Raw genomic sequence first — 13,283 nt, forward strand, 5'->3', positions numbered from 1 at the left:
CAGGGGGCCGCGACCGGTTGGAGATGCACCCGCCGTTGCCCCGTGCGAGTGTGGCCAACAGTCGTCCTTAGTCAGTCACGGACCCGCAAACCCAGGGGATGAACGATGGAACGACCTCGGATCCTGATCGTCGGCGGCGGCTTCGCCGGGCTGGAGTGCGCGCGTCGTCTGGAGCGCAAGCTCGCCCCTTCCGAGGCGGAGATCTCGCTCGTCACGCCGTTCAGTTACCAGCTGTACCTGCCGCTGCTTCCGCATGTCGCGGCCGGGGTGCTGACCCCGCAGTCGGTGGCGATCTCGCTGCGGCGCTCACTGCGGCGCACCCACATAGTCCCCGGCGGGGCGATCGGCATCGATCCGCGCTCCCGGGTCGCGGTGGTCCGCAAGATCACCGACGAGGTGGTGGCGGAGAAGTACGACTACCTGGTGCTGTCGCCGGGCAGCGTCACCCGGACCTTCGACATCCCCGGCCTGCCGGACTACGCGCGCGGCATGAAGACGCTCGCCGAGGCCACGTACATCCGCGACCACGTGATCGCCCAGCTCGACCTGGCGTCCGCGTCGATGGACGAGAACGAGCGGGCCTCGCGCCTCCAGTTCGTGGTGGTCGGCGGCGGGTACGCGGGCACCGAGACGGCGGCCTGCCTGCAGCGGCTGACCACGGCGGCCATCAAGCGCTACCCGCGGCTGGACCCGGACCTGATCAAGTGGCATCTGATCGACATCGCGCCGAAGCTGATGCCGGAGCTGGGCGACAAGCTCGGCCAGACCGCGATGGAGATCCTCACCCGCCGCGGCGTGGACGTCTCACTGGGTGTGTCGGTCGCGGAGGTCGGCGCGGAGACGGTGAAGTTCACCGACGGCCGCACCCTGCCGTGTCGGACGCTGATCTGGACGGCGGGCGTGGCCGCGTCGCCGCTGATCGGCACGCTGGACGCGGAGACGGTGCGCGGGCGCCTGGCGGTGACGGCGGAGATGCGGGTGCCGCAGTTCGAGGGCATGTTCGCGCTCGGTGACGCCGCCGCGGTACCGGACCTCGCCAAGGGCGACGGCGCGGTGTGCCCGCCGACCGCGCAGCACTCGGCGCGGCAGGGCCGGCAGCTCGCGGACAACCTGGTGGCGGCGCTGCGCAACCAGCCGCTGCAGCCGTACTTCCACAAGGACCTGGGCCTGGTGGTGGACCTCGGCGGCAAGGACGCGGTGTCCAAGCCGCTGGGTGTCGAACTGCACGGCCTGCCCGCCCAGTTGGTGGCGCGCGGCTACCACGTGATGGCGATGCGCACCAACAGCGCGAAGTACCGCACCAGCGCGAACTGGCTGCTGAACGCCACCGCCGGCGACGACTTCGTCCGCACCGGCTTCCTGGCCCGCCAGCCCGCCCGGCTGCGCGACTTCGAGTACACCGACGCCTACCTCTCCCGCGACCAGGTCCGCGAACACGCCCAGGCCCTGCTGGCCAAGGGCTGACGCCTTCCGGTGCGGGTGAAGCCCCCGTCCTCGAACGGGGGCTTCGTCACACGGTGTACGGGTACAGCTCGGCGTACTCGCGCGGGACGGCGAGCTCCAGCGGGCCGGGAGGGTGGCCGGGCAGATCCAGCAGGACCAGGCTGTCGCCGATCCGCAGCGCCGCCTCGCCGTCGAACTCGCCCACCAGCACGAGCAGTTCGCCGTCCACCCGGACCTCGGGACCGGGCCCGGCGGCGGGGCGGACCGCGGCGTGCTCCTCGTCGATCGTCCACTCCACGAAGTACGGCCCGGGCGGGTCGGCCGGGCCGCCGCGCCAGCGGGCGACGGCCGGGCCGTGCGGGGTCGCCACCTCGGCGAACCCGGCGCGCAGCCTCCGGAGCTCGATCCGCATCAGGTCACCCGCGACCCGTGGGTCGGGCCGCGCAGCGCGTCGGCGATGGCGGCGGCCAGGGCGGGGGCCTCGGCGGGGGCGAGGGCGGCGATGCCGATCCGGATCGCGGGCGGGGAGCCGAGGCGGAAGCGGGAGCCGGGGGCGACCACCCAGCCGCGGTGCAGCAGGGCCGCGGAGACGGCGGTCTCGTCGGGGACGGGCACCCAGACGTTGACGCCGCTCTCGCCGTGAGCGCGGACGCCGTGCACGGCGAGCGCGGTGAGCAGCGCGTCGCGCCGGGCCCGGTAGGCGGCGGCGACCGCGGCGGCGGGGGCGGCGTCGGTGCGGCGCAGTTCGACGACGGCGCGTTGCAGCAGGTGGCTGACCCAGCCGGCGTCCAGGCGCTGGCGGCCGAGGACCCGGGCGACGGTGTCGGCGTCGCCGGTGAGGACGGCGACCCGCAGGTCGGGGCCGAGTGCCTTGGCGGCGGAGCGGATCAGCGCCCAGTGGGTGACGGTGGTGCCGCCGCGGCCGTCGGAGGCGAGCGACTGGAAGGGCTGGTCGACCATGCCGTGGCCGTGGTCGTCCTCGATCAGCACGGTGTGCGGGCGGGCGGCGAGGACGGTGCGCAGCGCGGCGGCGCGGGCGGGGGTGAGGGCGGCGCCGGTGGGGTTCTGGGCGCGGCTGGTGACGACGAGGGCGCGGGCGCCGGCGTCGAGTGCGGCGGCGACGGCGTCGGGGAGCGGGCCTTGGTCGTCGACGGGGACGCCGGCGGTGCGCAGGCCGAGGGCGGGGACGAGGTCGAGGACGCTGCCCCAGCCCGGGTCCTCGACGGCGACGGTGTCGCCGGTGCGCAGGGTGGCGGCGAGGACGCGGCCGATGCTGTCCAACGCGCCGGAGCAGACGGCGAGTTCGCCGTCGGGGGCGCCGTCGGCGCGGAATTCGGCGCGGAAGCCGTCGAGGAGTTCGGGTTCGGCGACGGGTTCGCCGTACAGGACGGTGGGGCCGGCCGCGGCGGCGGCGAGGGCGGGGCCGAGCGGGGGCAGCAGCGCGGGGTCGGGGTTGCCGGCCGACAGGTCGCGGGCGCCGGGCGGGACGGGCAGCCGGGCCTCGTCGCGGGGGGTGGTGGCGGGCCGGGGTCGGATCCGGCTGCCGCGCCGGCCGGCGGTCTCGATGACGCCGCGTTCGCGCAGCAGGCGGTAGGCGGCGGCCACCGTGTTGGGGTTGACGCCGAGCTCGCCGGCCAGGTCACGCAGCGGCGGCAGCGCGGCTCCGGGTGCCAACTGGCCTTCGGCGACGGCGCGTTCGACGTCGGCGGCGATATCGCTGGCCCGCCGACCCGTGATCCGATATTCTCCTAGCACAAATGCAAGTATGCACTAGTACATTGAGGTTGTCATGCCGGACACGCCCAAGGACACCTACGCCCGGAACTCTCTCACCACCCCCACCCGGGACAAGGAGCGGGCCGACTGGGACCGGGACGCGGTGCACGCCGTCCTGGACGCCGGATACCTGTGCCACCTGGGCTTCGTCCGGGACGGCGCGCCGGTCGTGCTGCCCACGCTGTACGCGCGGGTCGGCGAGCGGCTGTACATCCACGGCTCCACCGGCAGCCGCCCGCTGCGCGGCGCGCGCGGCGAGCAGGGCCTGGCGGTGTGCGTGACGGTGACGCACCTGGACGGCCTGGTGCTGGCGAAGTCGGCGTTCAACCACTCCGTCAACTACCGCTCGGTGGTGGCGCACGGCACCGCGCACCAGGTCACCGACCCCGAGGAGCTGCGGATCGCGCTGGACGCGATCGTCGAGCAGGCGATACCGGGCCGCGCCGCCGACTGCCGGCCGGGCAACCCGAAGGAGCTGGCGGCGACGGCGGTGATCCGGCTGGAGCTGGACCAGGTCTCGGCGAAGACCCGCACCGGCGACGTGATCGACGACGAGGAGGACCTCGGCCTGCCGTACTGGGCGGGCGTGGTGCCCGTCGCCCCGGTCTACGGCACGCCGGTGGCCTCCCCGCACTCGGACCTGCCGCTGCCCGGGTACCTGGCCGGCCCGGCATGCTGATCCGCGGCTGGGACCGGGGCACCGACCGGGAGTGGCAGGAGTGGCTGGCCGCCGGGCGGGACTTCGGCACGCTGGCCGCCAACGGCCCCGACGGCCCGGTCCTGGTTCCCACCCACTTCCTGCTGGACGCCGAAGCGGGCGAGATCCTGCTGCACCTGGCCGCCCCCAACCCGCTGTTCGCGGCGGTGCGCGCCGACCCGCACGTCACACTGGCGGTCACCGACGACTACGCGTTCGCGCCGGGCCGCTGGCGCGACGCGCCGTACACGCCGACCAGCTACTACGCCTCGGTGCAGTTCTCCTGCACCGCCGAGATCGTGGACGACCCGGCGGGCAAGGCGGAGATCCTCAACCGGCAGCTGGCGCACTTCCAGCCCGAGAACCACGAGGACCGGGTGACCGTCGGCGCGGCGCCGTACGGCCCGCAGCTGACCGGCCTGCGCGGGCTGCGGCTGACGGTGCGCCGGGTGCGGGCGAAGTTCAAGTACGACGACAAGAAGCCGGTGGAGCTCCAGTTGGAGATCGCCGAACGGCTGGCCGAACGCCACGCGGCGACCGGCAACCCGCAGGACGCGGCGGCCCGGGCGCAGCTGCTGCGGCGGCGCACCCGCCGTCCCGCGCTCGGCCCTTCGTCGGACTGACAGCTCATTGGTTCCGGGCGTGTCGAAGCCGCGCCACGGGGTAGCCGCTGGTCGAATTACCTCCGGATAGATCCGCCCCAACCGGACGGATCGTCACGTAGGGAGAAGAGCACTGGCTACCCACTCCTCCGCCGTCCGGGACGAGCACCTCGGCCATGTGGTGTTCATCTCCGCCGCCGCCGCGATGGGCGGCTTCCTGTTCGGCTACGACAGTGCGGTGATCAACGGCGCGGTCACCGGCATCCAGAAGCACTTCGGCGTCGGCAACGGCGAGACCGCGTTCGTGGTGGCGATCGCGCTGCTGGGCTCGGCGGCCGGCGCGGTGGTCGCCGGGTGGCTGGCCGACCACATGGGCCGGGTACGGACCATGCTGCTGGCCGCGACACTGTTCGCGATCAGCGGCATCGGGTCGATGTTCCCGCCCACCATCGAGGTGCTGGGGGTGTGGCGCGTGCTCGGCGGCATCGCGATCGGCATCGCCTCGGTGATCGCCCCGACCTACATCGCGGAGGTCGCGCCGACCGCGTACCGGGGCCGGCTGGCCTCGTTCCAGCAGATGGCGATCGTGCTCGGCATCACCGTCTCGCAGCTCGCCAACTGGGCGCTCAACCAGGCCGCGGGCGGCGAGTCCACCAACCATCTGGCCGGCATCCAGGCCTGGCAGTGGATGCTCGGCGTGGAGGCCGTGCCCGCCCTGGTGTACGGCCTGATGGCGCTGTCCATCCCGGAGTCGCCGCGCTACCTGATCGCCGACGGGCGCGAGGATCAGGCCCGCAAGGTGCTGGTCGAGGTAGAGGGCGAGGGCATCGACCTGGACGCCCGGGTCGCGGAGATCCGCCGGGTGCTGGACACCCGCCGCAAGCCGCGGCTCACCGACCTGCTCGGCGGGCGCTTCGGGCTGCTGCCGATCGTCTGGGTCGGCATCGGCGCCTCGGCGTTCCAGCAGTTCGTCGGCATCAACGTGATCTTCTACTACTCGTCGTTCCTGTGGCAGTCGGTCGGCATCAACGAGTCCAACTCGCTGCTGATCTCGCTGTCCACCTCGATCGTCAACGTCATCGGCACGGTGGTCGCGATGGCGCTGGTCGACCGGATCGGCCGCAAGCCGCTGGCGCTGGCCGGCTCCGCGGGCATGGCGCTCTCGCTCGGGCTGGCCGCCTGGGCGTTCTCCTACCGGCACGGCACCGGCGACACCGCCACCCTGGCGAACACGTACGCGACGACCGCGCTGGTCGCCGCGCACGTCTTCGTGTTCTGCTTCGCGTTCTCCTGGGGCGTGGTGGTGTGGGTGCTGCTCGGCGAGATGTTCCCGAACACCATCCGGGCGCTCGCCCTGTCGGTCGCCGCGTCCGCGCAGTGGATCGCCAACTGGGCGATCACCGTCTCCTTCCCGACCCTCTCGGACTGGAACCTGTCCGCGACGTACGTGATCTACGCCTGCTTCGCCCTGCTGTCGATCCCGTTCGTGGCCTTCTGCATCAAGGAGACCAAGGGCAAGGCACTGGAAGAGATGGGCTGAACTCCCGCTGACACACCGCCAGCGTGCCGTTGAAGCAAGCGAGTTCGCTCCTAGAGTGCCAGACGAAACTTCCTGCCCGCCGCCGCGCGCGGCCACCTTGACGGAGAGCCATGGGTGCTGCCCGCCAGAACGTCAGCTTCGCCGGCCGCTCCGGCCGGACCGTGCACGGCTACCTGGCGGTGCCACCCGCCGGGGTCGGTCCCGGAGTCCTGGTGATCCAGGAGTGGTGGGGGCTGACCCGGCACATCGCCGAACTCACCGACCGGCTGGCCGCCGAGGGCTTCCTCGCGCTCGCGCCCGACCTGTACGGCGGTACCGTCACCCACGACCGGGAGGCCGCCGCCCGGATGAAGCACGAACTGCCCGCCGCGCGGGTCGCGGAGGAACTCGACGCGGCCGTCACCCACCTGCTCACCCGCCCGGGGTCGGTCGGCGACGCGGTCGGTGTGGTCGGTCTCTGCATGGGCGGCGGCCTCGCCCTGCGGCTCGCCGCCCACGAGGGCGACCGGGTCGCCGCCGTCGTCCCGTTCTACGGCCTGCCCGGCGACCCCGAGTACGACTACCGCGGCCTGACCGCCCACGTCCTCGGCCACTTCGGCGAACAGGACGCCTCGCTGCCCGCCGCGGTGGTCGACGAGGCCGCCATCCGGATCGGCGAGGCCACCGGCCGCCGCCCCGAGATCCACTTCTACCCGGCCGGCCACGCCTTCATGAACGACGAGAAGACCCCCAGCAGCTACGACCCCCTGCAGGCCGCCATCGCCTGGCGCCGCACCCTCACCTTCCTCTGGGCGCACCTCGGCTGAGCCGGGCGCACCTCGGCTGGCGAAAACGCTGGCCAGCGCGGTGCGGCGGGTGGTAGCTCTGGCGGATGCTGATCGGGGAGAAGATCCTGCTGCGGGCCCGGCACGAGAGCGATGTCGCCGTCCTGCACGAGGAGTTGTACGAGGACGTCGCGATGCGCACCCGCACGGACGGGCGGCCCTGGCGGCCGTTGCCCGTCGAGGCGTCGCCGTTCCGGGCGACGGGGGCCGAGGAGCCGGCGGTGTTCTCGGTGGTGGAGCGCGCCGGCAGTGAACTCGCCGGCGCCGCCGTGCTGTGGGGCGTCAACACGCACCACCGCTCCGCCCACCTCGGGATGTCCCTGCGGCCGGGTGTCCGCGGGCGCGGCTTCGGGACGGACGTGGTGCGGGTGCTGTGCCGGTACGGGTTCGAGGTGCGCGGCCTGCACCGCCTGCAGGTGGACACGCTGGCGGACAACGCGGCGATGATCGGCGCCGCCGAGCGGGCCGGGTTCCGCGTCGAGGGGACGCTGCGCGGGGCCGCGTGGGTGTCGGGGCGGTTCGTCGACGAGGTGCTGCTGGGGATGCTCGCGGCGGACTGGACGCCCTGAAATTCGTTGGACAGGGCGGTGGTTGGCGGTCCATCGTCTGGAAGTGCGAATCACCTATCCGGCGTGGGCCGGCCGAAACTACCGGGTCCAGACCGCCGCCACGGTGGTCAGCGGGCTGGGCAACGCCGCCGCGCCGATCGCCACCGCGTTCGCCGTGCTGGGCGCGGGCTGGCACGCCACCGAGGTCGGCTATGTGACGGCGGCGCGGACGGTGCCGCTGGTGGCGCTGATGCTGATCGGCGGGGCGGTGGCCGACCGCTGGCCGCGGCATGTGGTGATGGTGGGCGCCAATGTGTTCAACGCGGTGTCGCAGGCGGTGCTGGCCGCGCTGGTGCTGATGGGGCATCCGCCGCTGTGGACGCTGCTGGTGCTGTCGGCGGCGGGCGGCGCGGGGCAGGCGTTCTACACCCCGGCCGCCGAGGGCGTGATCCTGCAGGCGGTGCCGGCCGAGCACGCGTCCAAGGCGCTGTCGGTGTTCAAGATGGGCGTGAACGGCGCGCAGATCGCGGGCGCCGCGCTCGGCGGTCTGCTGGCCGCGCTGCTCGGACCGGGCTGGGTGCTGGCGGGGGACGCGCTCTGTTTCGCGGTGGCGGCGCTGATGCGCTCCGGTCTGACGCAGGTCGGCGAGCGGCGCGAGTCCGGGCCCAGCCTGGTGCACGAACTGCGGGTCGGCTGGCGGGAGTTCGTCTCGCGCCGCTGGCTGTGGGCGATCGTCGTGCAGTTCTCCCTGATGAACGCCTGCGTGCTGGCCGTGGAGACGGTGTACGGGCCGGTGATCGCCGAACAGCGGATGGGCGGCGCCGCGGCGTGGGGCACCGCGATGGCCGCGCTCAGCGTCGGCATGGTGGCGAGCGCGGTGCTGATGGCCCGCTGGCAGCCGCGCCGGATCCTGCTGGTCGGCAACGGCGGCGTGTTCCTGTTCGGCCTGCCCGCGCTGGTGCTGGCGCTCGGCCTGCCGCTGGTGCCCGTCGTGGTGGCGATGTTCCTGTCGGGTGTCGGCGTCACGGTGTTCGTGGTGGGCTGGCTGGTGGCGCTCCGTCAGGAGATCCCGGAGGAACTGCTGTCGCGGATCTCCGCGTACGACGCCTTCGGTTCCTTCGCGCTGATGCCGGCGGGCACCGCGCTGGCCGGCCCGGCGGCGAAGGTGCTGGGTCAGTCCGGCGCGCTGTGGGCCTGCGCGTTGACGTGCCTGGGCCTGGCCGCGGCGGTGCTACTGGTGCCGGAGGTACGGCAGTTGGAGCGCACCGTGCCCGAGGCGCGCGGCAACGTACCGCAGCCGGAGCCGGCCACGTCCGGGTGACGCGGGAGTTGACCTGCAACCCAGCGGGGCCCGGATGTCGTCCAGTCCCTGACTGACCTTGACCCGGGGAAGGGACCCGCATGGGCAAACCGCTGCTGTACCTTGACGTCGACGGGGTGCTGAACCCGGTGTTCCCGCACCCCGAGGAAGACTTCGACTCCCATACGCTGCTCGGCTATTCGGTGCTGCTGTCACCACGCCACGGCGAGTGGCTTCGCGAACTGGCCGACCACTACGACCTGGTGTGGGCGACTACCTGGGAGTTCGAGGCCAATGAGTACATCTCGCCCTTGCTGGGCCTGCCCGAGCTCCCGGTGGTGAAGTTCACCGGCTACGTGCCGCAGCCGGGCGATCCGCGGGTGCCGCTGATGGAGCTGTTCTCGGCGTTCAAGTGGGCGCCGCTGCTGCGCTACGCCGAGGGCCGCCCGTTCGCGTGGGTGGACGACTGCATCCCGCCGCGGCTGGTGCGCCGCAGCCTGCTGCGCGCGGACCGGCTGCTGATGCCGATCGACCCGGCGCAGGGCCTGCAACGCGAGCACGTGGACCGGCTGTTGCGCCGTCCCCCGTCGCGGGCCTGGCTCAGCCGTCGGACGGGCTGACCTCGGACGTGGGGAGCGGTTCGCCGACCTCGACCCAGACGTGCTCCCAGCGGGCGGTGCGGGCGTGGCCGAAGCGGTCGCCGTGGCGCAGGACCCGCAGCAGCGCCAACGTCTGGGTGCCGTCCGGGCGTTCGGCGATCTTCACGCTGACCTTGGTGGTGCCCTTCGTGCGGCCGCGCTCCACCAATGGCGGCCGGCCGGTGAGCTTGTGCAGGGCGTCCGCGATGCGGCGGGCGCGGTCCCGGTCGCCGTGCCAGCCCTGCTGCCCGCCCATGGCCGCTCCCCGCTCCCCTGCCGGGCGGCGCACCGCGCACCGTCCACCGGGCGTCACCCTACCGGCAGCCGACCGGTCGTCAGGCGGGATTCGGCAGTCGGCTTCAGGAGGGCAGCCAGCTCACGTGCCCGGCCAGCAGGGCGTAGCCGATGAAGCCGACGGTGTCGATCAGGGCGTGCGCGGCGACCAGCGGGCCGACCCGGCGCCAGCGGCGGTACAGCAGGCAGAACACCACGCCCATCACGATGTTGCCGATCAGGCCGCCGATGCCCTGGTACAGGTGGTAGGAGCCGCGCAGGACGGCGCTGGCGGTGATGATCGCGGGCCAGGTCCAGCCGATCTGGTGCAGGCGGCGCACCAGGTAGCCGACCACCACGACCTCTTCCAGGATGGCGTTCTGCCAGGCGGCGGCGATCAGCACGGGGATCCGCCACCACACGTCGGGCAGGCCGGAGCCGGCGACGGTCAGGTTGAAGCCGGCCGCCTGCATGGCGATGTAGAACGCGAGCCCGGAGCCGCCGATGGCCGCCGCGAGCAGCGTGCCCCGGCCGAGGTCGGAGAGCTTGTGGCGCAGGTCGAAGCCGATGGTGCGCAGCGAGGCGCCTTCGCGGACCAGCAGGTAGCCGACCAGGGCGACGGGCATCAGGGCGCGGACGATGTAGAAGAGCTGCCAGGCGAGGTCGAGCCAGGGCCGGCCGGGGGCGCGGGAGGCGTTGAGGGTGGCGACCTGCTGGCCGAGGCCGACGGGTTCGGTGAGCGAGCCGAGGAAGCTGATCAGCGCGGAGACGCCGCTCATGCCGAGCGAGAGGCCGAGCACGATGAGCAGTTCGGCGACGAGCAGGCGGCGGGAGAGGGTCTTGGTGGTGGCGGGCTCGGCCGAGGCGGTGGTCACTGGTCTCCCCGAGGACGGATGCGGCCCGGAGCGCACTTCCTGGCTCCGGGCCGATCATCCTTTCACAGCACGATGAGACGTTTCTGGACCTTGGGGACCGGCGTCAGTCCACCGGCCAGGTGTGCACGGGTTCGCCGCTGCGCATGCCCTCGATGTAGCGGCGGGTCATGGCGGCGATCGCAGCGTTCGGGTCGAGGCCGTGGCGTTCGCGCAGGCGGTGGACGACGGCGGCCTGCCAGGCGGCGCCGTTGGTGCGGCGCAGGCAGCGCTGTTCGATGATGCCGAGGTAGTGGTCGCGGTCGCGGGCGGTGATGCCCCAGCGGTCGAGGCCCTGGTGGGCGAGCGGGAGCAGTTCGTTCAGCACCAGGTCGGTGGCGGGCAGTTCGACCAGGCCGCGGGCGCCGCGCCCGGAGCGGGGCCACCACTGGACGGCGTCGATGCCGTGCCGGGCGCCGTTGACGAAGTTCTGGTCGGCCTTCTCGTACGGCAGCCTGGTCCAGATCGGGCGGGGCTGTTCGGCGAGCACCCGGACCAGGCCGTAGTAGAAGGCGGCGTTGGCGAGGCAGTCGGCGACGGTGGGGCCGGCGGGCAGGCAGCGGTTCTCCACCCGCAGGTGGGGGACGCCGTCGGCGACGTCGTACACGGGGCGGTTCCAGCGGTAGATGGTGCCGTTGTGCAGCCGCATCTCGAAGAGCCGGGGGGCGCCGCCGGAGGCCAGCACCTTGACCGGGTCCTCGTCGTCGCAGATCGGCAGCAGTGCGGGGAAGTAGCGCAGGTTCTCCTCGAACAGGTCGTAGGCGGAGTCGACCCAGCGTTCGCCGAACCAGGTGATCGGGCGCACTCCCTGGGCCTTGAGTTCGGCCGTGCGGGTGTCGCAGGCCTGCTGAAACAGCACCGGGCGGGTCTCGCGCCACAGCTCTCGGCCGAACAGGAACGGCGAGTTGGCACCGAGGGCGAGCTGGACGCCGCAGATGGACTGGGCGGCGTTCCACACCGAGGCGAACCGGGCGGGGGTGACCTGGAGGTGCAGTTGGAAGGAGGTGGCGGCGGCCTCGGCGACCATCGACACCGAGTCGATGGTCAGCCGCTCCACGCCGTCGATGTCGAGGGCGATGTCCTCGCCGCGGGCGGCCAGGATCTGGTCGCTGAGCAGGGTGAAGCGGTCGTTGTTGGACATCGCCTCCAGCCCGGCGTGCTCCAGGTCGAGGGTGGGCAGGATGCCGACCATGACGAGGCGTCCGCCGGCCTCCTCGGCCCGCCGGTCGGCGTAGCGCAGGGCGGTGCCGAGTTCCTCGCGCAGGTCCTCGAAGACGTGTCCGCCCAGGCGGCGGGGGGCGATGTTGAGCTCGACGTTGAAGCGGCCGAGCTCCGTCTGGAAGTCGGCGGAGGCGATCGCGTCCAGCACCGCTTCGTTGCCGAGCATGGGGATCCCCTGCTCGTCGGCCAGATTGAGTTCGATCTCCACGCCCATCATGGCTTTCGGGCGGTCGAACCGTTCCTCCCTGAGCATTCGCCCCAGGACGTCCAGACAGGACTGGAGTTTGCGGCGGTACAGCTGCCGGTCGGCCAGCTCCGCCCGGGTCGCGACGACCTTCTCGCCCACGGGTGCCTTCCCTCCCCTCGGTCGACAGTGCCTGTCCATCATGCCCACGGCGAAGATTTCTAGCCCACGGCTCGAACAGCCGAACGGGAGAGCGTTTCTGACGGCCGATCAGCTCAAACGCACTTGCGCAATGACACGGAACGTGATATGAAGGTCACCCTGCGCACTTGTTCGAGTAGAATTCGCACGCCGCTCAGGCCAGGTCAGGGCCGTCCGAGAAACCCCCACTGTCGAGGGACTCGTCGACGACCCGCCCACCCCCTCGGCGATCATGCCCAACCGGACACGGCCAGACCCCTCAATGTCGATGCCATGCCGGTATGCCGCAGCACGCCGATCTCGAACGGAGAGGCGACTCACCATGACGTTGCACCTGTCCCAGCCCCCGGCCGGCGCCCTGCACGCCGTCCACTCGGCCCTCGCGCCCGGGGCGGCCCTGCCGCCGTCGGCGGCCGCCGTGCTCCGCCATAGCGAGGGGCGCCCGGAGCCGCTGCTCGCGCTGCCCGTGCACGCCCTGCGCGGGCCCGCGCCGCAGCTGGCCGGGGCGGACTGCATCGGCTGGCGGTTCCTGCTGCGCGCCGCCCGTCCGGACGCGGCGCTGCCGCACTGCCCGCACGGGGACTGCGACGGCGCGGGCGGCCCGGCGGGCGGACGGGCGGCGGGCGGGCGGACGGAGCACCGGCCGCTCGCCGTCGGCGAGTTCACCGAGGACGGGCTGGAGCAGGTGACGGCCGCCGCCGAGGTCGCCGTCGGCGCGAACGGGCCGGCCTTCTCGCACCTGACCGCCGGGCCCTACCTGGACTCCACGGTGCGGGCGCTGCGCCAGGCCTGGCAGCTGGTGCACCCCTCCCCCGCCCGGTACGAGCCGCGGCTGCTGTCGCTGCCCGAGCACTACGCCTCGGCGCTGTGGCTGCACAGCGCGCTGCCCGGGGAGGACCTGCTGATCCCGCTGGCGCCCGCCCCGCTCGGGGTGGCGGCCCATCAGGTGTTTCCCGCCGCCGAGCTGCTGGCCCGGCTGGCGAACGCACCCGCGGCCCGGCCGACCGCGCTGATCGGCTGACGCCCTTCTTCCGCTCGCACCACCCGGACGGGCCATGCCGGAATGATCCGATCGGATCGCTGCGGGATGGCCCGTCCGTGCGCGGATCGGATCGCCCGCCGCCC

Annotated in this window: 14 protein-coding genes; 9 read left to right on the top strand and 5 right to left on the bottom strand. The window is 72.9% G+C overall.

Annotated elements, in window-relative coordinates; all coding sequences use genetic code 11:
- The first annotated feature begins 105 nt into the window (after positions 1–105).
- Entirely contained in the window at positions 106–1,464 is a 1,359-nt protein-coding gene (locus ACFYST_RS21495; protein WP_387633770.1) for an NAD(P)/FAD-dependent oxidoreductase, read from the top strand.
- A gap of 46 nt (positions 1,465–1,510) precedes the next feature.
- Here ACFYST_RS21495 and ACFYST_RS21500 read toward each other — a convergent pair whose 3' ends face one another.
- Together ACFYST_RS21500 and ACFYST_RS21505 are read right to left on the bottom strand one after the other, a co-directional pair.
- Positions 1,511–1,855 carry a hypothetical protein gene (locus tag ACFYST_RS21500; RefSeq protein ID WP_387864547.1) on the bottom strand — a complete coding sequence of 115 codons (345 nt, stop codon included), beginning with the start codon at positions 1,853–1,855 and terminating at the stop codon, positions 1,511–1,513.
- A complete protein-coding gene (locus ACFYST_RS21505; RefSeq protein WP_387864548.1) occupies positions 1,855–3,198 on the bottom strand; it encodes an aminotransferase class I/II-fold pyridoxal phosphate-dependent enzyme in 1,344 nt (447 codons plus the stop codon). The genes ACFYST_RS21500 and ACFYST_RS21505 overlap by 1 nt, the downstream gene beginning before the upstream one ends.
- A 34-nt stretch (positions 3,199–3,232) precedes the next feature.
- Between ACFYST_RS21505 and ACFYST_RS21510 the strand changes: the two genes are divergently transcribed.
- The 7 genes from ACFYST_RS21510 to ACFYST_RS21540 all read left to right on the top strand — a co-directional run bounded on the left by ACFYST_RS21510 (position 3,233) and on the right by ACFYST_RS21540 (position 9,350).
- Positions 3,233–3,898, top strand: coding sequence for a pyridoxamine 5'-phosphate oxidase family protein (locus ACFYST_RS21510; protein WP_387864551.1), 666 nt, complete (start codon positions 3,233–3,235; stop codon positions 3,896–3,898).
- Positions 3,892–4,539, top strand: a complete 648-nt coding sequence (locus ACFYST_RS21515; protein WP_387864553.1) for an FMN-binding negative transcriptional regulator — start codon at positions 3,892–3,894, stop codon at positions 4,537–4,539. Before ACFYST_RS21510 ends, ACFYST_RS21515 begins: the two co-directional genes overlap by 7 nt.
- A 157-nt stretch (positions 4,540–4,696) precedes the next feature.
- The gene (locus tag ACFYST_RS21520) at positions 4,697–6,058 is read left to right on the top strand and encodes a sugar porter family MFS transporter (protein WP_387633780.1); all 1,362 of its coding nucleotides are present in this window, start codon (positions 4,697–4,699) and stop codon (positions 6,056–6,058) included.
- Between the two features lie 110 nt (positions 6,059–6,168).
- On the top strand, positions 6,169–6,864 hold the full coding sequence (locus ACFYST_RS21525) for a dienelactone hydrolase family protein (protein WP_387864555.1): 696 nt from the start codon (positions 6,169–6,171) through the stop codon (positions 6,862–6,864).
- Between the two features lie 65 nt (positions 6,865–6,929).
- Entirely contained in the window at positions 6,930–7,451 is a 522-nt protein-coding gene (locus ACFYST_RS21530; RefSeq protein ID WP_387864557.1) for a GNAT family N-acetyltransferase, read from the top strand.
- A 43-nt stretch (positions 7,452–7,494) separates the two neighbouring features.
- Complete coding sequence (locus ACFYST_RS21535; RefSeq protein WP_387864560.1) at positions 7,495–8,751, top strand: MFS transporter; 1,257 nt, start codon at positions 7,495–7,497, stop codon at positions 8,749–8,751.
- An 80-nt stretch (positions 8,752–8,831) separates the two neighbouring features.
- Positions 8,832–9,350: an HAD domain-containing protein gene (locus ACFYST_RS21540; protein WP_387633788.1), complete on the top strand. Its 519-nt coding sequence runs from the start codon at positions 8,832–8,834 to the stop codon at positions 9,348–9,350.
- Here ACFYST_RS21540 and ACFYST_RS21545 read toward each other — a convergent pair.
- The 3 genes from ACFYST_RS21545 to ACFYST_RS21555 form a co-directional block, all read right to left on the bottom strand.
- On the bottom strand, positions 9,331–9,624 hold the full coding sequence (locus tag ACFYST_RS21545) for a hypothetical protein (protein ID WP_387633790.1): 294 nt from the start codon (positions 9,622–9,624) through the stop codon (positions 9,331–9,333). The genes ACFYST_RS21540 and ACFYST_RS21545 overlap by 20 nt on opposite strands.
- A gap of 103 nt (positions 9,625–9,727) precedes the next feature.
- Positions 9,728–10,516 (bottom strand): CPBP family intramembrane glutamic endopeptidase, encoded by a 789-nt coding sequence (locus ACFYST_RS21550; protein WP_387633792.1) that lies wholly within the window; start codon positions 10,514–10,516, stop codon positions 9,728–9,730.
- Between the two features lie 103 nt (positions 10,517–10,619).
- Positions 10,620–12,119, bottom strand: a complete 1,500-nt coding sequence (locus tag ACFYST_RS21555; RefSeq protein WP_387864563.1) for a glutamate--cysteine ligase — start codon at positions 12,117–12,119, stop codon at positions 10,620–10,622.
- Positions 12,120–12,480: 361 nt separating this feature from the next.
- On the opposite strand from ACFYST_RS21555, the gene ACFYST_RS21560 reads away from it, so the two are divergent.
- Positions 12,481–13,179, top strand: a complete 699-nt coding sequence (locus tag ACFYST_RS21560; protein ID WP_387864564.1) for a hypothetical protein — start codon at positions 12,481–12,483, stop codon at positions 13,177–13,179.
- The last annotated feature ends 104 nt before the right edge of the window (positions 13,180–13,283 follow it).

Origin of the sequence: Kitasatospora sp. NPDC004614 (genome assembly GCF_042873675.1) — a bacterium.
In the GTDB taxonomy this organism is placed as follows: domain Bacteria; phylum Actinomycetota; class Actinomycetes; order Streptomycetales; family Streptomycetaceae; genus Kitasatospora.

Bases quoted from the DNA above. Each gene is read 5' to 3' on its own strand.
- ACFYST_RS21540 (WP_387633788.1), top strand. From the start codon at position 8,832: ATGGGCAAACCGCTGCTGTACCTTGACGTCGACGGGGTGCTGAACCCG.
- ACFYST_RS21560 (WP_387864564.1), top strand. From the start codon at position 12,481: ATGACGTTGCACCTGTCCCAGCCCCCGGCCGGCGCCCTGCACGCCGTC.
- ACFYST_RS21495 (WP_387633770.1), top strand. From the start codon at position 106: ATGGAACGACCTCGGATCCTGATCGTCGGCGGCGGCTTCGCCGGGCTG.
- ACFYST_RS21525 (WP_387864555.1), top strand. From the start codon at position 6,169: ATGGGTGCTGCCCGCCAGAACGTCAGCTTCGCCGGCCGCTCCGGCCGG.
- ACFYST_RS21545 (WP_387633790.1), bottom strand. From the start codon at position 9,624: ATGGGCGGGCAGCAGGGCTGGCACGGCGACCGGGACCGCGCCCGCCGC.
- ACFYST_RS21500 (WP_387864547.1), bottom strand. From the start codon at position 1,855: ATGCGGATCGAGCTCCGGAGGCTGCGCGCCGGGTTCGCCGAGGTGGCG.
- ACFYST_RS21515 (WP_387864553.1), top strand. From the start codon at position 3,892: ATGCTGATCCGCGGCTGGGACCGGGGCACCGACCGGGAGTGGCAGGAG.
- ACFYST_RS21530 (WP_387864557.1), top strand. From the start codon at position 6,930: ATGCTGATCGGGGAGAAGATCCTGCTGCGGGCCCGGCACGAGAGCGAT.
- ACFYST_RS21510 (WP_387864551.1), top strand. From the start codon at position 3,233: ATGCCGGACACGCCCAAGGACACCTACGCCCGGAACTCTCTCACCACC.